Source organism: Streptomyces sp. R35 (assembly GCF_041053035.1).
GTDB lineage: Bacteria > Actinomycetota > Actinomycetes > Streptomycetales > Streptomycetaceae > Streptomyces > Streptomyces lutosisoli.
Genome location: NZ_CP163440.1, coordinates 5,451,008 through 5,468,386 on the forward strand (window position 1 = coordinate 5,451,008; position 17,379 = coordinate 5,468,386).

15 protein-coding genes are annotated in these 17,379 nt (G+C 71.4%); 10 read left to right on the top strand and 5 right to left on the bottom strand.

Annotated features, from left to right (window positions below; all coding sequences use genetic code 11):
- Positions 1 to 26: 26 nt before the first annotated feature.
- The 4 genes from AB5J50_RS24965 (at position 27) to AB5J50_RS24980 (ending at position 6,044) form a co-directional block, all read left to right on the top strand.
- Positions 27 to 1,538: a PP2C family protein-serine/threonine phosphatase gene (locus AB5J50_RS24965; protein WP_369265505.1), complete on the top strand. Its 1,512-nt coding sequence runs from the start codon at positions 27 to 29 to the stop codon at positions 1,536 to 1,538.
- Positions 1,539 to 1,673: 135 nt separating this feature from the next.
- Positions 1,674 to 3,125 carry an aminopeptidase P family protein gene (locus AB5J50_RS24970; protein ID WP_369265506.1) on the top strand — a complete coding sequence of 484 codons (1,452 nt, stop codon included), beginning with the start codon at positions 1,674 to 1,676 and terminating at the stop codon, positions 3,123 to 3,125.
- Between the two features lie 124 nt (positions 3,126 to 3,249).
- Positions 3,250 to 4,638 carry a PLP-dependent aminotransferase family protein gene (locus AB5J50_RS24975; protein ID WP_369260559.1) on the top strand — a complete coding sequence of 463 codons (1,389 nt, stop codon included), beginning with the start codon at positions 3,250 to 3,252 and terminating at the stop codon, positions 4,636 to 4,638.
- Positions 4,639 to 4,706: 68 nt separating this feature from the next.
- Positions 4,707 to 6,044, top strand: a complete 1,338-nt coding sequence (locus AB5J50_RS24980; protein WP_369260560.1) for an MFS transporter — start codon at positions 4,707 to 4,709, stop codon at positions 6,042 to 6,044.
- Here the strand turns inward: AB5J50_RS24980 and AB5J50_RS24985 are convergent.
- The 5 genes from AB5J50_RS24985 to AB5J50_RS25005 form a co-directional block, all read right to left on the bottom strand.
- Positions 6,019 to 6,858 carry a triphosphoribosyl-dephospho-CoA synthase gene (locus tag AB5J50_RS24985; protein WP_327430008.1) on the bottom strand — a complete coding sequence of 280 codons (840 nt, stop codon included), beginning with the start codon at positions 6,856 to 6,858 and terminating at the stop codon, positions 6,019 to 6,021. The two genes, AB5J50_RS24980 and AB5J50_RS24985, sit on opposite strands and share 26 nt — an antisense overlap.
- Positions 6,859 to 6,867: 9 nt before the next feature.
- On the bottom strand, positions 6,868 to 7,806 hold the full coding sequence (locus AB5J50_RS24990; RefSeq protein ID WP_369260561.1) for an intradiol ring-cleavage dioxygenase: 939 nt from the start codon (positions 7,804 to 7,806) through the stop codon (positions 6,868 to 6,870).
- A 96-nt stretch (positions 7,807 to 7,902) separates the two neighbouring features.
- Entirely contained in the window at positions 7,903 to 8,511 is a 609-nt protein-coding gene (locus tag AB5J50_RS24995; RefSeq protein ID WP_369260562.1) for a TetR family transcriptional regulator, read from the bottom strand.
- A gap of 39 nt (positions 8,512 to 8,550) precedes the next feature.
- Positions 8,551 to 10,143, bottom strand: a complete 1,593-nt coding sequence (locus tag AB5J50_RS25000; RefSeq protein ID WP_369260563.1) for an MFS transporter — start codon at positions 10,141 to 10,143, stop codon at positions 8,551 to 8,553.
- Positions 10,144 to 10,267: 124 nt separating this feature from the next.
- Positions 10,268 to 10,723: an ATP-binding protein gene (locus tag AB5J50_RS25005; RefSeq protein ID WP_327430012.1), complete on the bottom strand. Its 456-nt coding sequence runs from the start codon at positions 10,721 to 10,723 to the stop codon at positions 10,268 to 10,270.
- A gap of 234 nt (positions 10,724 to 10,957) precedes the next feature.
- Between AB5J50_RS25005 and AB5J50_RS25010 the strand changes: the two genes are divergently transcribed.
- The 6 genes from AB5J50_RS25010 (at position 10,958) to efeB (ending at position 17,292) form a co-directional block, all read left to right on the top strand.
- Positions 10,958 to 11,770 (top strand): hypothetical protein, encoded by an 813-nt coding sequence (locus AB5J50_RS25010; RefSeq protein WP_327430013.1) that lies wholly within the window; start codon positions 10,958 to 10,960, stop codon positions 11,768 to 11,770.
- 167 nt (positions 11,771 to 11,937) lie between these two features.
- On the top strand, positions 11,938 to 12,672 hold the full coding sequence (locus AB5J50_RS25015; protein WP_369260564.1) for a YcnI family protein: 735 nt from the start codon (positions 11,938 to 11,940) through the stop codon (positions 12,670 to 12,672).
- 106 nt (positions 12,673 to 12,778) lie between these two features.
- Positions 12,779 to 13,432, top strand: a complete 654-nt coding sequence (locus AB5J50_RS25020; RefSeq protein WP_369260565.1) for an SCO family protein — start codon at positions 12,779 to 12,781, stop codon at positions 13,430 to 13,432.
- The gene (locus AB5J50_RS25025; RefSeq protein ID WP_369260566.1) at positions 13,429 to 13,899 is read left to right on the top strand and encodes a copper chaperone PCu(A)C; all 471 of its coding nucleotides are present in this window, start codon (positions 13,429 to 13,431) and stop codon (positions 13,897 to 13,899) included. Before AB5J50_RS25020 ends, AB5J50_RS25025 begins: the two co-directional genes overlap by 4 nt.
- Positions 13,900 to 13,912: 13 nt before the next feature.
- On the top strand, positions 13,913 to 15,892 hold the full coding sequence (locus tag AB5J50_RS25030; protein WP_369260567.1) for a copper resistance CopC/CopD family protein: 1,980 nt from the start codon (positions 13,913 to 13,915) through the stop codon (positions 15,890 to 15,892).
- An 8-nt stretch (positions 15,893 to 15,900) separates the two neighbouring features.
- Positions 15,901 to 17,292: an iron uptake transporter deferrochelatase/peroxidase subunit gene (gene efeB, locus AB5J50_RS25035; RefSeq protein ID WP_369260568.1), complete on the top strand. Its 1,392-nt coding sequence runs from the start codon at positions 15,901 to 15,903 to the stop codon at positions 17,290 to 17,292.
- The last annotated feature ends 87 nt before the right edge of the window (positions 17,293 to 17,379 follow it).

The window sequence follows — 17,379 nt, forward strand, 5'->3', positions numbered from 1 at the left end:
TGGACACCAGGAATCCCCGCAGGACAATGCTGGACATCCCCTCACGAGTGCGTGTACATGTGGAGACACTGCTAGCGGCGCAGAACGACATGGGGGTTTGCGATGCTATTGAGCAATACGCACCGGTCGGAAAGCCGGACGTCATGAACGCCCCTCACCTTCCGAAAGTGGCTGGAATCGATTCAACGGTTCCCTCGCCCGCACACACTGTCGCGCCGACGCCTGCCGCCACGGGTGCCTCTTCGGCCACCTCTCCCACCGGCGCCGGAGCTGTCCTCTATGATCGTCTGGCGGGCTGGGTCTCCGACCTCACCACACTCCACGAACTCACCGAGCGCCTGGCGCGCACCGCGACACTGAGCGACGCGCTGCAGGAACTGCTGCGCGCCGGAGCCGCTCTCGTGGGCGCCCGCCGCGGCCTCGTCGTCATGGAACCGGGCGACGGACTCGGCCCCGACACCACGATCGGCCTGGGCCTCGCCCGGGCGGATCTCGGCCACATCGAGACCGTTCCGCGCAGCTCCATGTCGTACGGCAGGATCCTGGACGGACTGCCGGGCGGCGAGGGCGAGATCGCACAGCCCGATCTCTTCTCCGAGGACGGGCTCGACCCCCGCCACCGCGAGGTGGCCGCCCGGCTCGGCTACGCCGCGAGCTACGCACTCCCCCTGGCCACCGACGCGGCGGGCCGCCTGGGCGCCGCCGTATGGCTCTACGACGAGCCCGCCGAACCGGTCGAGCGCCAGCGCCATCTGATCGGCCTCTACGCCCGGTACGCGACCGAGCATCTGGCACGGCTGGTGGAACTGGAGCGCACGCGCGCGTGCATGACGACGATCGCCCAGGAGCTGCTTCCCCCGCGGCTTCCCCGGGTCTCCGGCGTCCAGCTCGCCGCCCGGCACCGCACCGGGCCGCGCGGCGGCGGCGACTGGTACGACGCGCTGCCGCTGCCCGACGCCGCGCTCGGCCTCGCGGTCGGCTCGGTCACCGGGTCCGGGCCCAGCGCGGTCGCCGCGATGGGCCGGCTGAGGGCGTCCCTGCGGGCGTACGCCGTCATGGAGGGCGAGGACCCCGTCGCCGTCCTGTCCGACCTCGAACTGCTGCTCAGGCTGACCGAGCCCGCCCGCTCCGCGACCGCCCTCTTCGCTTACTGCGAGCCCGCGCTGCGCAAACTCACCCTCGCCGGTGCCGGGCACAGCCCGCCCCTGGTGATCGGCGCGCGGCGCACGGAGTTCGTGGAGACCTCGCTGTCGGCGCCGCTCGGGATGCTCGCCTGCTGGGAGGCGCCCAGCATCGAACTGACCGCCGAGCCCGGCGAAACCGTGCTCCTGTACACCGACGGCCTGCTGCACCGCACCGGCGACCCCATGGACCGCGCCTTCGCCCGGCTGCACGCGGCGGCGGCGAGCGTGCCCAGGGCGGTACGCGACGATCCCGGCGCGATCGCCGATCACGTCCTACGGAGTGTGCTGCCGGACGGGCTCGACGAGGCCGACAGCGACGAGGACGTCGTCCTCCTGGCGGCGCGGTTCGAGTGAGCCCCGCGTAGCCGTACGTAACAGGCCTTCCGGCCCTGGGCCCCCTTCAGTACGACCGTACGATGGAGGAGGTCCAGAGTCGTATCTAGGAGGCAGACCGTGTCGGAGGCGCTCAACCCGGAGACCCCGGAAGCCGTGCTCGACGAAGCCGCTGACGAAGCGGGCGAAGAAGAGCCGATCAAGCAGCGCAAGAACGGCCTGTACCCGGGCGTGTCCGATGAGCTGGCCGAGAACATGAAGTCCGGCTGGGCCGACACCGAGCTGCGCGGCCTTGAGCCGATCGCACAGGCCGAGTACACCGCGGCCCGCCGTGCCGCGTTGTCCGCGCGCTTCCCGGGCGACCGCCTGGTGATCCCCGCGGGCAACCTGAAGACCCGCTCGAACGACACGGAGTACGCCTTCCGCGCCTCCGTCGAGTACGCGTACCTGACCGGCAACCTGACCGAGGACGGCGTCCTCGTTCTGGAGCCGACCAGTGACGGCCACAAGGCGACGATCTACCTGCTGCCGCGCTCCGAGCGTGAGAACGGCGAGTTCTGGCTCTCCGGCCAGGGCGAGCTGTGGGTCGGCCGCCGCCACTCCCTCGCCGAGGCCGAGCAGCTGTACGGCATCCCGGCGTCGGACGTGCGGGAACTGGCCGCCGCGCTGAAGGAAGCCACCGGCCCCGTCCGGGTCGTACGCGGCTACGACGCCGGCATCGAGGCGGCGCTCACCGACAAGGTCACCGCCGAGCGCGACGAGGAGCTGCGGGTCTTCCTGTCCGAGGCGCGGCTCGTCAAGGACGAGTTCGAGGCCGGCGAGCTGCAGAAGGCCGTCGACTCGACGGTGCGCGGCTTCGAGGACGTCGTGAAGGTCCTGGACAAGGCCGAGGCCACCAGCGAGCGCTACATCGAGGGCACCTTCTTCCTCCGCGCGCGCGTCGAGGGCAACGACATCGGCTACGGCTCCATCTGCGCCGCCGGTCCACACGCCTGCACGCTGCACTGGGTGCGCAACGACGGCCCGGTCCGCTCCGGCGACCTCCTGCTGCTGGACGCGGGCGTCGAGACGCACACGCTCTACACCGCCGACGTCACGCGCACGCTGCCCATCAACGGCACGTACACGGAGATCCAGAAGAAGATCTACGACGCCGTGTACGAGGCCCAGGAGGCCGGTATCGCGGCCGTGCAGCCGGGCGGCAAGTTCCGCGACTTCCACGACGCCGCGCAGCACGTGCTGGCCGAGAAGGTCGTCGAGTGGGGTCTCGTCGAGGGCCCGGTCGAGCGAGTCCTGGAGCTCGGCCTCCAGCGCCGCTGGACCCTGCACGGCACCGGCCACATGCTCGGCATGGACGTCCACGACTGCGCTGCCGCGCGGACCGAGACGTATGTCGAGGGCACGCTGGAGCCGGGTATGTGCCTGACCGTGGAGCCGGGGCTGTACTTCCAGGCGGACGATCTGACGGTTCCGGAGGAGTACCGGGGCATCGGTGTCCGGATCGAGGACGACATTCTGGTCACGGAGGACGGCAACGTGAACCTGTCCGCCGGGTTGCCGCGCAGCTCTGACGAGGTCGAGGCGTGGATGGCCTCTCTGAAGGGCTGATATGAACCGGATGGCCGGGTTACCCCTTGGGTGCCCGGCCATTTTCGGCTGCGGGTCGTCTGTGGCTGGTCGCGCAGTTCCTCGCGCCCCTTAAGGGGCGCGGTGGACTCACCCGGGGGGTTAAGTGGACGGCGACTTCTGGTCCGGCGTCGGAGTCGACCTGCACCTGGAGCCGGACGCCGCGGCGGGGCGCAGGGCCGGACTCGAGCGGGCGTTGCGGGACGCCGTGCGCGACGGGCGTCTCGCCCCCGGCACCCGGCTGCCCGCGACACGGCGGCTCGCGGCCGAACTGGGGGTCTCCCGGGGCACGGCGAAGGCGGCGTACGACCAGCTGGTCGCCGAGGGCTATCTGACGGCGCGGCAGGGGTCGGGCACCGAGGTGGCGGCGCTGCCCATGGACGGCGTGTCCGCGGCTGCCCGGGCTCCACACGCGCGTGCACCCCGTTTCGATCTGCGCCCCGGCAGCCCTGACGTCAGTACGTTCCCGGCGGCGGCCTGGCTGCGCGCCCTGCGGCGCGCGATCGCGACGGCTCCCTCTCTGGCGTACGACTACGGGGACCCGCGCGGGCGCATCGAACTGCGGACGGCGCTCTCGGGCTATCTGGGGCGCGCACGGGGTGTCATCGCGCCCCCCGAGCGGATCGTCATCACTTCGGGATACGTGCAGGGGCTCGCGCTCCTCACGCGCGTGCTGGACGGCGGAACGGTCGCCATGGAGGACCCCGGGCTGCCGTTCCACCGGGATGTCGTGCGCAAGGGCGGCGGAACCGTGGTGCCGCTGCCGGTCGACGAACGCGGCGCCTGCGCGGGCGCGTTGGATTCCGCCGGAGCGGACGCGGTCGTCGTCACGCCCGCGCACCAGTACCCCACCGGTGTCACGCTGCACCCCGAGCGGCGCCGGGCGCTCACCGACTGGGCACGCGCGCGTGAGGGGCTGATCGTCGAGGACGACTACGACGGGGAGTTCCGCTACGACCGGCAGCCGGTCGGCGCCCTCCAGGGAATGGCACCGGGCCACGTCGTGTACCTGGGGACGGCCTCCAAGACACTCGGGCCCGCGCTGCGCCTCGGCTGGATGGTGCTGCCGCCGCACCTGGTCGACGCGGTGGCCGACATCAAGCTGCACAGCGACCACCACACCGAGTCCATCGGCCAGTTGGCGCTCGCCGAGATGATCGACAGCCACGCGTACGACCGCCACGTGCGCGCGTGCCGGCTGCGGTACCGGCGGCGCAGGGACCAGCTCCTCGACCGGCTGGGCGCACGGTCGAAGGTCCGCGGGATCGCGGCCGGCCTGCACGCCTTGGTGGAGGTGGCCGACGAGGCCGAGGTGCTGGCGCGGGCGGAGGCGGAGGGGCTCGCGGTCGGGCATCTCGGGGCGCACTGGCACGCGCGCGGCGAGGGGCGGCCACAGGGGTTGGTCGTGGGCTACGGGACGCCACGGGGGCGGCTGTATCCCGAGGCGTTGGAAGTGCTCGGGCGGGTGCTCCGGGGAGAGCGCCGCCCGGAGTGAATTGGGCCAACAATTGACACGCTAATTGGAGCTTCTGAGGGTGCCAATACGCCCGTAGCGTCGAGGACATGACGAACCCGGCAGCATCCTCCAAGCCGAGCGGCCTTGTTCCGCCCGCCGGCCCGCGGCGCGTTCTGGCCCTCGCCCAGCTGGGCAACTCCGTGGGGGACGGCGCCTATTACGTGACCTCGGCGCTCTACTTCACCCATGTCGTGGGGCTCGCCCCCGCGCGCGTGGGGCTCGGGCTGACCGTCGCGTGGGCGATCGGCTCGCTGGTGGGCGTGCCGCTGGGCGGGCTCGCCGACCGGCGCGGGCCGCGCGGCACGGCGGTGCTGCTGGCGCTGGCGACCGCCGCCGCGGTGGCGTCCTTCCTGGTCGTCCGCGGCTTCGTCCCCTTCGTCCTCGCGGCCTGCGCGTACGCGTCCGCGCAGTCGGGGCTCGCGGCGGCCCGGCAGGCGCTCCTCGCGGGGCTGGTGCCGGCCGGGGAGCGGACCGGGCTCCTCGCGCATCTCCAGTCGACGCTCAACGCCGGTCTGGCGGTGGGCGCGGGCCTCGGCGGGCTCGCGCTGCATGCCGGGACGCGGGCCGCGTATCTCGGGGTGTTCGCGCTGGACGCGGTGAGCTTCCTGCTGTGCGCGGCGCTGCTGCTGCGGCTGCCGCCGGTGCCGCCGGTCGCCGTGCGGCGGGGGCATGGAGTCGCGCGCCGGGATCGCGGGCGGCCCGGCGTGCTGCGTGACCGGCCGTACGTGCTGGTCACGTTCCTGAACACCGTGCTGCTGCTGCGGATGCCGCTGCTCAGCCTCGGCATCCCGCTGTGGATCACCGAGCGCACGGCGGCGCCCGCCTGGCTGGTGTCCGCGCTGTTCGTACTCAACACGGGCGCGGTGATGGTCTTCCAGGTGCGGATGGCCCGCGGTGTCACGGGGCTCGCGTCGGCCACGCGCGCGATACGCCGCTCCGGGCTCGTCATGCTGGCGTCCTGCGCGGTCTTCGCCCTGTCGTCCGGTGCCTCCCCGTGGGCCGCGGCGGGGATCCTCGTGGCGGGCGCGGTCCTTCAGGTCGTCGCCGAGATGCAGCAGTCCGCGGGTTCCTGGCACCTGGCCTTCGACCTCGCCCCGGCCGACCGCATGGGCGAGTACCAGGGCTTCTTCGGCACCGGCGTCACGGTGGCCCGCACGATGGGCCCCCTGGTCCTGACGGCCCTGCTGGTCGGCTGGGGGACGCCGGGGTGGCTGCTGCTCGGGGGACTGATGGCGGGGGCGTCGTACGGGATGGGTCCGGCGGCGAAGTGGGCTGCCACGCACGGCGTGACAGCCCAGGGTCAGGACGCGGGCCGGGACCGAACCCGCGAACAGGACCGCGAACAGGACCAGGACCGGGTCACGCGACCCGTGCCGGTGTCCTGACCACCACGGGCAGCGAGTCCACGAACAGCGCTCCCGCGAGGAGCGCTCCGCTGCCACGCGGGCTCCACGCGCGCGCGTGGAGGTCGTCGTCGAGGGCGGAGAGCGCCTCGCGGCCCGCCTCCGTGAAGGTGCCGCCCGCTTCCAGCACCCCGCGGGCGCCCGCCTGGACATGGCGGAGGCCGAGGGGGCCCGCGGTGTACAGCAGTTCCGTGTCCTGGAGGGTGGACATGACGGTGAGGAGGGCGTCGAGCCGGGCGTACGGTTCGGGCGCGCCGGCCGTACGGGCGGTGGCGAGCGCGGCCAACGCCCGCCGCACATGCGGGAATCCGGCGCGCGCCTCACCGCGCGCCCCCGCGGCGCCGTACTTCGCCGAGACGGACGACCCGCGGGAGGGCCGCCGCGGCGCCCGCCGGTCCTGGTGCGCCGCGATCCGCTTGGCGGCCGCCGTGACGTCGTTCCCGGTGGCCCGGGGTTCCAGGGCCGCCGCCGCGACCAGGAGCCCGAGGGCCCACAGGGCACCGCGGTGGCCACCGCCCGCCAGTCCCACCGAATGCTCGGTGCACCGGCCGATCGCGCCCAGCTCCGCGCGGAGTTCGGGCGTGGGCAGGCCGGTACGGCGGGCGGCGGCCGCCATGGCCGCGAGGCCGGGCGCCAGCGCCTTGGCCGACCAGCGCAGGGAACAGTGGTCCTTGCGGGTGGCCCGGGCGTCGAGATCGCGCGGGTCGGGCAGTCCGGGCTTGGGGGAAAGCTCCAACTGCCATGTCAGCGCGGCCACTGCGGCTTGCGCCAGCGTCTCGTCCTCGCGGCTGCTCATGCGCGTACCTTACGAAGACGCGGAGGCCGACGGGGAGGCGCTGTCACTGGGTGCGTCGCTCGGCGGCGTACCTGTCGGAGCGTCGCTCGGGGGCGTACCACCGCCGCCGCTGCCCGCGCCGGTGCTCTCGGCGTCGGGGTCGATGCCCAGCGTGATGTAGCCCTTGTAGCCCTTGGACGGGTCCTTCTTGTGGACCGGCTCGAGGGTCAGCAGCCCGCTGGAGGCGCCGCCGCCGTCGTACACCATGTCGTTGTCGAGCGTGGTGTAGCTGCCGGAGTGCTGGGAGTAGGGCTCCAGCGCGAAGATCGTCTCGGCGATGTCGTCGTCGAAGAAGAGCTGCCCGGTGTAGTTCACCGTGCCGCCCTCGTACGTGCCGTCCTCCTTCTCGCCGCCGGTGTGCACCTTGACGTGGATGTGGCAGGTGCGGGGCGTGTACCAGCCGGGGACGATCGTCTCGAACTTGACGACCCCGTTGGCGTTGGCGACCTGGTAACCGCGCAGGTAGGTCTGGTCGTTGGCGGTGGAGCCGTCCTCGCTCTCGGCGGGCGCGGAGCCGCCGGGGTTGGCGGTGGTGTAGCCGGAGTAGTAGCCCCAGGCGTCGCAGTGCCAGATCTCCACGGCGGCACCGGCAACCGGGTTGCAGGAGTCGGTGGTGTCCTGAACGGTGATGCGCAGCGTCAGCGGAACGCCGCTCTTGCCCTCGGTGATGTCCTTGCGGATCAGGGCGCCGTCCAGGTAGTACGGCCCCTCGGTGACGCTGGACATCAGCACGCAGGTACCGCTGCTGGAGCTCGCCGAGGCGGTGGCGTCGGCATCGGTGGTGGTCGTCTCGTCGGCGAACGCCGCCTGGTACCCGGCGACCGCGAGGCCTCCTGCGGCGACTGTGCCTCCGGTCACCGCGATCGCGCGGCGCCGGGTGATCGACTTGTCTTTGTGGCTTCCCGTCATGCTGGGAAAATTAGGAACGTCAGCCCTCAAACTCATGGGCGAGCCCTGTGATTGACCTGTGGACCTTGAGGAAGCTGAAGTCGCGGCAGGCCGCTTCTAGAACTCCAGGCCGTGCGACAGCAGCGGCAGATGACGTTCGTACAGCTCCGCCAGGTCCTCCGTGCCGCCGCCCTCGACCCAGTGCCGTACGAGGGTCGTGAAGACGGCGATGATGGCCGCGGCCGCGCACTTCACATCGAGATCCGAGGCGTTGCGGCCGGTGCGTTCCGCGATGATCGCGGCGATCTCCTTCTCGCTGCGCTCCTGTTCACCGACCGAGCGGGCCCGGATCGCGGGGTCCGTGAAGGTGATCCGGGTGCGCAGCAGCAGTTCCTCGCGGTCCTGGTCCAGCATCTGGCCCAAGGGGCCTTTCAGGGCCTTCAGGATCGCGTCGACGATCGGTTCGTCGGCCGGGCGGGCGCGCAGTGCCTCGGCGAGCGCGGGGTCGTACTCGTCCTGGATGACCACGTCCTCCTTGGTGGGGAAGTACCGGAAGAACGTGCTCGGGGAGATCTCGGCCGCCTCCGCGATCTGGTCGACCGTCGTCGCCTCGTACCCGTGCTCGGCGAACAGCCGGTACGCCTCACGGCGGATCCGGTCGCGGGTCTTCTGCTTCTTGCGCTCCCGCAGACCGAGGGGCGCGGCCGAGGTCTCCTGCGTCGTCATGCGATGGTCTCCCACGTCGTTACGCCATTGATCGCGTCGTCATGCCATCGATTCTGCGTGTTCGGGCACTGACCGGGCCACCTTCCGGCACTTCGTGGACCGGCCCGGCAGCCAGACCGCGGCGAGTACGGCGGCCAGCAGGGAGATGACCCCGCAGGCCGTCAGGACCAGGTTCATGCCATGGACGAACGCCTCGTGGGCGGAGGTCGCCAGGCCCGTGTCGTGCAGCTGCCGGGCCACCTCGTCGGCGCCGGACACCGAGTCGCGGGCCGCGTCGGACGCCTGGGCGGAGAGACGGTCGGTGCGCAGCCGGGCCAGGTAGCCGTAGCCGAGGAGGCTGCCGAGGCCGGCCACGCCGAGGACGCCGCCGAGTTGCTGCACGGTCTCCAGGAGGCTCGTGCCCTGCCCGGTGTTGCCGTCCGGCAGCGAGCCCATCACCAGGCTGGTGGCGGGCACGACGGCGAGGCCGAAGCCCAGTCCGGTGAGGGAGAGCCAGAGCGCGGTGAAGCCGTAGCCGCTGGACAGGTCGGTGGTCGCTCCGAGGAGCACCCCGCCCGCGAGGATGGCCATGCCGAGCGGGACGACCGTACGGGCGCCGAGCCGGGGGACCAGGGATTCGCTCGCCGTGGCGGCGGCCATCAGCCCGCCGATCAGGGGCAGTACGCGCAGGCCGGTGCCGAAGGAGTCGTTGCCGAGGACGGCCTGGAGGTACTGCGGGACGACGAACAGGATGCCCATCACGGCGAAGTTGACGAAGACCGCGATCAGCGTGCCCCACAGGAAGCGGCGGTCGGCGAACAGCAACAGGTCGACGAGCGGGTGCGGGTGGCGGCGCTCACGCACCACGAACCCGGTCAGCAGGGCGGCCGCGGCGACGAGGGTGGCGAGGACGGTCGGGTCCGTCCAGCCGTCGCGCGGGATCAGGATCGTGCCGTAGACGAGTGCGGTGATGCCGAGGGCGCTCAGTACGGCGCCGAGGGCGTCGAAGGGTACGGCGGCCTCGCGCTTCTTGTCGCTCGGCAGCAGCCACAGGCCGGCGGCCAGGGCGAGGACGGTGACGGGCACGTTGAAGAGGAAGACCGAGCCCCACCAGAAGTGGTCGAGCAGCCAGCCGCCGACGAGCGGGCCGACCGGCATGCCGAGGGCGGTGGCGGCCGTCCAGACGGCGATGGCCTTGGGCAGCTCCTCCTTGGCGAAGACGCGCGGCAGGATCGCCATCGACAGCGGCATGATCGTGGCGGCGCCGAGGCCGAGGACCGCCCGGGCCGCGATGACCGTCGCGGGCGACCCGGCGAACGCGCCGCCCAGCGAGGCGAGGCCGAACAGCGCGATCCCGCAGAGCAGCAGTCGCTTGTGGCCGTACCGGTCGCCCAGCAGGCCGACGGGGAGCATCGCCACGGACAGGGCCAGGAGATAGCCGCCGCCGATCCACTGCAACTGGGCGCTGTCGGCGTGCAGATCACCGGCGAGGGTCGGCAGGGCGACGTTGATGATCGTGCCGTCCAGCCCGACGATCAGCACGCTCAGCGTGAGGGCGGCCAGGGCCAGCCAACGGCTGCGGGTTGCGGCGAAAGCGGCTGGGTTTGTCGCAGAGGAGTGGTTTGTTGCAGAGGAGTGGTTCGTCGCAGACATACGGACCTCCAGAAGGGAGCAACCTAATGAGAGGCTACTCCCAAATGAGAGTCCACTGTCAATATAAAGTTGGCTTCCAGATTGGGCGGTGGCGCGGCCAGGTGCCCCGCCGCCGCTCAGAGCGCTACGCGGTCAGCAAAGAAGGGTCCTTCTTCCACTTGAGGATCTTGTCGAAGCTGACCACCGCGCCGCCCCGCCCCGGCTTGTTGCCGATGTGCACGTGATCGGCGAGCTCCTGGATCAGACACAGGCCCCGGCCGTGCTCGGCGTCGGCGCGCGCCGGACGCAGGGGGGTGCGGGCCCGCCCTGCCGGGAAACCGGGGCCGGAATCGGCGACTTCGATGCGGCACTTCTCGCCGTCCAGGTAGGCGGTCACCCGGTAGGCCTCGGACGAGCCGCCGAGCGCCGCGTCCCCGCCGTGCTCGACGGCGTTCGCACAGGCCTCACTGAGGGCGACGGAGAGGTCGTAGGAAACGTCCGGGTCGACGCCCGCGCTCTCCATCGTGCCGAGCAGCAGGCGTCTGGCGAGCGGAACGCTCGCAGCTTCGCGCCGCAAATGGAGTGACCACCAGATGCTCATGCTCCAGCCTCCCGGCCGCGGCTCGACATACCGTTACGTATTGCCGCAAGTACGCGTGCGCAATCGCCCACTTGCCGTGATGCCGCCCATACGGCGGATGCGCGCGCGACAGGGGTCGGTGTATGTGCGATCAACCCATCCCAGATCGTGATCTTCCAGGCCCTGGCTCACGGAACGTCACCTTGCGGACCTGCCGTGGGGAACGGGTGGGCCCAGTGCGATGATGAGCCCGCCATGACTGCCCCCCACCAGCGTTCGGCGCACTCCGGATTCGACCTCCGGATCCTCAGGGCCGCGGTGTTCGCCGCGGTCTGCGTCGTGCTGGCCGCGGCAGGTCACACGCTCGCCTCGTGCGCCACGGTCCCCTGGTGGACGCTGGGCGCCGGCTTCTTCGCGGTGTTCGCCGTGTCCGCCGCGCTGGCGGGGCGTGAGCGTTCGCTGCCGGGCATCGTGGCGGTGCTCGCGGCCGGCCAGACCGTGCTGCACACGTTCTTCGGGCTCGGCCAGCACACCGTCGCCACGACGTCGATGGCGGGCATGTCGATGTCCGACGCCTCGCTCGTCGAGCGGGCCGCACGCCTCGTGTGCGGCACGACCGCGGCGGCGATCAGCCCCGCGCAGGCCCAGAAGATCCTCGCCGACGCGCGGATCGACACGGGCATGACGCACTCCATGAACCACTCCGCGGACGCCGTGTCGGCCACCGCGGGCTCCTCGATGTCGGTACTGCCTTCCCTGCCGATGCTGCTCGCCCACGTCCTCGCGGCCGTCGCCGCCGGATGGGTGCTGCGTCGCGGGGACATGGCGCTGCTCCGTCTCATGCGACTGTCGGCGCAAGGGGTCGCGGAAGGGGCGCTCGTACGGTCGCTGCGCGCCGCGTTCACGCTCGTACGCGCCCTGCGCACCGGACTTCCCGGGGCGCCCGACGTGGCACGCACGCCCCGCACCGCGTACCTCGCGCCCCCGAAACCGCGGACGACCGCGCTCCAGCACACCGTCGTCCGGCGCGGACCGCCGTCCTCCACCGCACTCGTCCTCGCCGCCTGACACGACGCGCCACTCCATGACCTCCATGACGGGGACGCCGTCGTGCGGCACACGCGCGTGCCCACCCTTTTCGACGCCCTCCCTGTAGAGGGCACTCAGAGGGCACTTCCGCACGCGCACCCCCCTCATCGGACTGAATTCGGACTGAAAGTGGAGTGCTCCCTTCCATGAAGGCTTCCCGTATCGCCGCCGCCGGCGCCGTCGCCGCCTCGGCCGTCCTCGCCCTCTCCGCCCCCGCCTTCGCGCACGTCAGCGTGCAGCCCGAGGGCACGGCCGCCAAGGGCGACTACGCCACCGTGAACTTCAAGGTGCCGAACGAGCGCGACGACGCCTCGACCACCAAGCTCGAGGTGAACTTCCCGACCGACCACCCGCTCGCCTCCGTCATGCCGCAGCCGATCGACGGCTGGAGCGTGAAGGTCACCAAGTCCAAGCCGGCCAAGCCGCTCACCCTGCACGGCGAGAAGATCGACGAGGCCGTCACCAAGGTCACCTGGACAGCGAGCGGCAAGGGCATCGAACCGGGCTTCTTCCAGAAGTTCCCGCTCTCCATCGGCGCGCTCCCCGAGGACACCGACGAGCTCGTCTTCAAGGCCGTCCAGACGTACTCCAACAAGGAGGTCGTGCGCTGGATCGAGCCGCAGAAGGAGGGCGAGGAAGAGCCCGAGAACCCGGCTCCGGTGCTCGCCCTCTCCGCCGCGTCCGAGACGGGCCACCACGGGTCCACCGCCACCGAGGACGCCTCCGACGCCAAGGACACCGCCCAGGACACCACCGAGGCCGCGTCCTCCTCCGACAGCAGTGACACCACCGCCCGCGTGCTCGGCGTCGTGGGCATCGTCGTCGGCGCGGCGGGCGTCGCCTACGGCGTGCTGGCCGGTCGTCGGCGTACGAACGCCTGAGATCCACCCCGCATTCGGCGCGCACCGGGAGGCCGTACGACCTGGCTCTTCAGGCCCGTACGACCCCCGGTGCGCACCGGAGCGCTCACATCTGGGACATTTTTCTATGCGCAAGAAGACGTATGCCGCGGCCGCCCTGTTCGCCGCCGCCGCTCTGACCCTCTCCGCCTGCGGCAGCGGCGACGACAGCAACAAGCCGATCGCCGACGTGTCCGTCGAGTCCGGCTCCGGCAAGGCCGCGACGATTCTCGACAAGCCGTTCGAGAAGCCGGACCTCGTGCTCACCGACACGCACGGCAAGAAGTACGACCTGCTCGCGCAGACCAAGGGCCGGCCGACGCTCATCTACTTCGGCTACACCCACTGCCCCGACGTCTGCCCGCTGACGATGAACAACCTCGCCGTCGCCAAGAAGCAGCTGCCCAAGGCCCAGCAGGACAAGCTCCGCGTCGTGTTCGTCACCACCGACCCGGCCCGCGACACCCCCGCCGCGCTCGGCAAGTGGCTCAAGGGCATCGACTCCGACTTCGTCGGCCTGACCGGCGACTTCGCCACGATCCAGGCCGGCGCCCGCACGATGGGCATCTCCATCGAACCGACGTCGAAGGACAAGAACGGCAAGCTCGTCTCCGTCCACGGCACCCAGGTCATCGCGTTCTCGCCGAAGACCGACGGGGGCTATGTGCTGTACGGCGAGGACGCCACCGTCGACGACTACACCAAGGACCTCCCCAAGATCATCAAGGGGGAGAACCCGTGAGGCCCCTCGCCGGATGCGCGGTGGTCATAGCGGCCGCGGTGACCCTCGCCGGATGCGGCTCGGACGCCTCGGACGACAAGGACTCCTCCTCGGCCACGCCCGAACTCAAGGTCACCGGCGCCTACATGCCCGCCCCCAGCATGGACACCATGGCGGCCGGGTTCTTCACCGTCACCAACTCCGGTGGCGCCGACACCCTCACCTCGGTCACCAGCGACCTCTCGGACAACGTCACGCTGCACTCCACCAAGGGCGGCGCGATGGAGGAGGAGAAGTCGTTCAAGGTGCCGTCGAAGGGCACCCTGGACTTCGCGAGCGGCGGCAATCACCTCATGTTCGAAAAGCTCACCCACAAGCCGAAGCAGGGCGAGAAGGTGTCCGTGGAACTGCACTTCGCCAAGTCCGGCACGGTGAAGATCTCCATGCCGGTGAAGTCCGCGACGTACACACCCAAGACCGGGCACTGAGGGAGGGACCACCATGACGCCGACCATCGCCTCCCGCTTCCGGAGCCGTCCGAGCCACCCGGGCTTCCGTAGCTTCCGGACGCTCGTGCTGCTGTTCCTCGCCGTCTCCGGCGCGCTCCTGGCAGGCGCGGCGCCCGCCTCCGCGCACGCCGCGCTGACCGGCAGCGACCCGAAGCAGGGGTCGGTGGTCGACAAGGCGCCCGCCCAGATCTCGCTCACCTTCTCCGAGAAGGTCGCGATGAACGACGGCTCGCTCCGCGTGCTCGACCCCAAGGGCAAGCGGGTCGACACCGGCAAAGCGACCAACCCGAGCGGCACCACGTACGCCGTGAAGCTGCACTCGGGGCTGCCCGACGGCACGTTCACCGTCACCTACCAAGTGGTGTCGGCGGACAGCCACCCCGTCTCGGGCGCCTTCACCTTCTCCATCGGCGCACCCTCGCAGACCTCCGTCGCACTGTCCGACCAGGCCGTGGGCGGCGGGGTCGTCGGCGTGCTCTACGGGTTCGCGCGCTACGTCTCCTACGCGGGATTCATCCTCCTCGTCGGCGGCGCGGCCTTCGTCCTGGCCTGCTGGCAGCGGGGCGCCGGGGTCCGGCCGGTGCAGCGGCTCGTGGTCACCGGATGGCTCGCGCTGACCGGCGCCACGCTCGCGCTGCTGCTCCTGCGCGGTTCCTACGTCGGTTCCGGCAAGGTCGGCGACATCTTCGACCTGACACTGCTCGGGCAGGTGCTGCAGACCAAGTCGGGCGCGGCCCTGGTCTCCCGGCTGCTGCTGCTCGCCGCGGCGGCACTGTTCATCGCGGTGCTCTTCGGCGCGTACGTGAAGCGGGACGAGGACGACGGACCGGACGAGGACGACGAGTCGGAGGAGGCCGCCGCCGACGCCGCCGACCGGGCCGCCGAGAAGAAAGACCTCACCTTCGGGCTCGCGATCGGCGGTGCCGTCGTCGCGGCGGGCCTGGCCGCGACCTGGGCCATGGCCGAGCACGCCTCGACCGGCATCCAGGCGGGCATCGCGATGCCCGTCGACGTGCTGCACCTGCTGGCCGTCGCCGGCTGGCTCGGCGGCCTCGCGACACTGCTGGTCGCCCTGTTCCGGGCGCCCGCGGACGCACAGATCGAGGCGACGGCCGTACGCCGCTTCTCGCGCGTCGCGTTCGGCGGCGTCCTCACGCTGGTCGCCACGGGGATCTACCAGTCGTGGCGCCAGGTCGGCTCCTGGTCGGCACTCACCGACACGACATACGGGCAGCTGCTGCTCGTCAAGATCGGCCTGGTGGCGGTCCTCGTGGGCATCGCGTGGATCTCGCGGCGCTGGACCGGCCAACTGTCGGAGGTCGCGGCTCCGGAGGCCGTGGCGGCGGCCGTGGTCGAACAGCGCGGAAAGACACGGGCGACCGTTCCCGCGAACCCCGAGGACTCCCGGCGCGCCACCCAACTCGCCCGGCAGCGGGCCGCCGTCGCCACCACACGCGACAAGCGCATCCGCGACGCCGACCCTCACCGCTCGGGGCTGCGCCGCTCCGTCCTCGCCGAGGCGGGCGTCGCCATCGTGCTGCTCGCGGTCACGACCGCGCTGACGACCACCGAACCCGGGCGCACCGAGGAAGCGGCCCAGCAGGCCACCGCGTCCTCCTCGCAGCGGTCCGGCCCGCTCTCCCTCAAGATCCCGTTCGACACCGGCGGCCAGGACGGCAAGGGCACCGTGGAGGTCACCCTCGACCCGGCCCGCGTCGGCGCCAACGAGATGCACGTCTTCGTGGAGCGGCCGAACGGCAAGGCCTTCGACGTACCCGAGGTGAAGGTCGCCTTCACCCTCGCCGCGAAGGACATCGGCCCGCTGCCCGTGACCCCCGACCGCATCGCCACCGGACACTGGTCGGCGGCCGGGGTGCAGATCCCCATGGCGGGCGACTGGAAGATCGCGGTCACCGTACGGACCTCCGACATCGACCAAGCGACCGTGAACAAGAACGCGCAGATCGGCTGAACCTCACCATGGCTGACCACTCCACTCCGGAGACGTCCTCCCAGCGGACCACCTCCGAGGCCTCTTCCAAGGTGACCTCTCCGAGGGAGGCCGATGCGGAAAACGCCTCCACCAAGAAGGCCACGCCGGAAATCGCCTCTCCTAAGGAGGCCGTTTTCGAGGAGACCTCTCCTAAGGGGGTCTTTTCACGGCGCCGACTCCTCGGCACCGCGGGTGCCACCGGTCTCGCCCTGGGCGCGGCCGGAGGCGCCGTGGGATACGCGGCGGCACCCTCCGCCGAGAAGGCCACCCCGCTGACCTCCCTCGGCGCGGACGCGGTGATGTTTCACGGGAAACATCAGCCCGGCATCACCAACGCCCTCCAGGCCCGCGGCCACCTCGTCGCCTTCGACCTGGCCGCGGGAGCGGGCCGCAAGGAGGCGGCCGCGCTGTTGCGCCGCTGGTCGGCGACGGCCCAGCGAATGATGGCGGGCGAAGCCGCCGCGCACGACGACACGGACATCGCCCGCGACGCCGGCCCGTCGTCCCTGACGGTCACCTTCGGCTTCGGACACAGCTTCTTCGCGCGTACGAGCCTGGAGAAGCAGCGCCCGGTCGCCCTGGACCCCCTGCCCGACTTCTCCTCCGACCACCTCGACAAGGCGCGCAGCAACGGCGACCTGTGGGTGCAGATCGGCGCGAACGACGCCCTGGTCGCCTTCCACGCCCTGCGCGCGATCCAAAAGGACGCGGGCAGCGCGGCCCGCGTCCGCTGGCAGATGAACGGCTTCAACCGCTCGCCCGGCGCCACCGAACAGCCGATGACGGCCCGCAACCTCATGGGCCAGATCGACGGCACCCGCAATCCGAAGCCGTCCGAGTCCACCTTCGACCAGCGCATCTTCGTGCCCGCGTCGGGCTCGGCCGACCCGGCCTGGATGGCGAACGGCTCGTACGCCGTCGTACGCCGTATCCGTATGCTCCTCGACGACTGGGAGAAGCTCTCCGTCAAGGCCCAGGAGGACGTCATCGGGCGCAAGAAGTCGAACGGGGCGCCGCTGTCCGGCGGCACCGAGACGACCGCGATGAACCTCGACAAGACAGACGCCGACGGCAACCTGGTCGTGCCCATCAACGCGCATGCCCGGATCACCCGGCCCGACCAGAACGGCGGCGCCGCGATGCTGCGCCGTCCGTTCTCCTTCCACGACGGCATCGACACCAACGGCGTGCCCGACGCGGGCCTGCTCTTCGTCTGCTGGCAGGCCGATCCGCTGCGCGGCTTCGTCCCCGTCCAGCGCAAGCTCGACCGCGGCGACGCGCTCTCCACGTTCATCCGCCACGAGTCGAGCGGACTGTTCGCGGTGCCGGGCGGGGCGGCCGAGGGGGAGTACGTGGGGCAGCGGCTGCTGGAGGGCTGAGGGACACCGTCGAGGCCGCGGTTGCCGGTCCGCCAAGGGGATGCCCTGCGGGGCCGCGGTGTCCACAGAGGCGAGCCGGGTTGGACA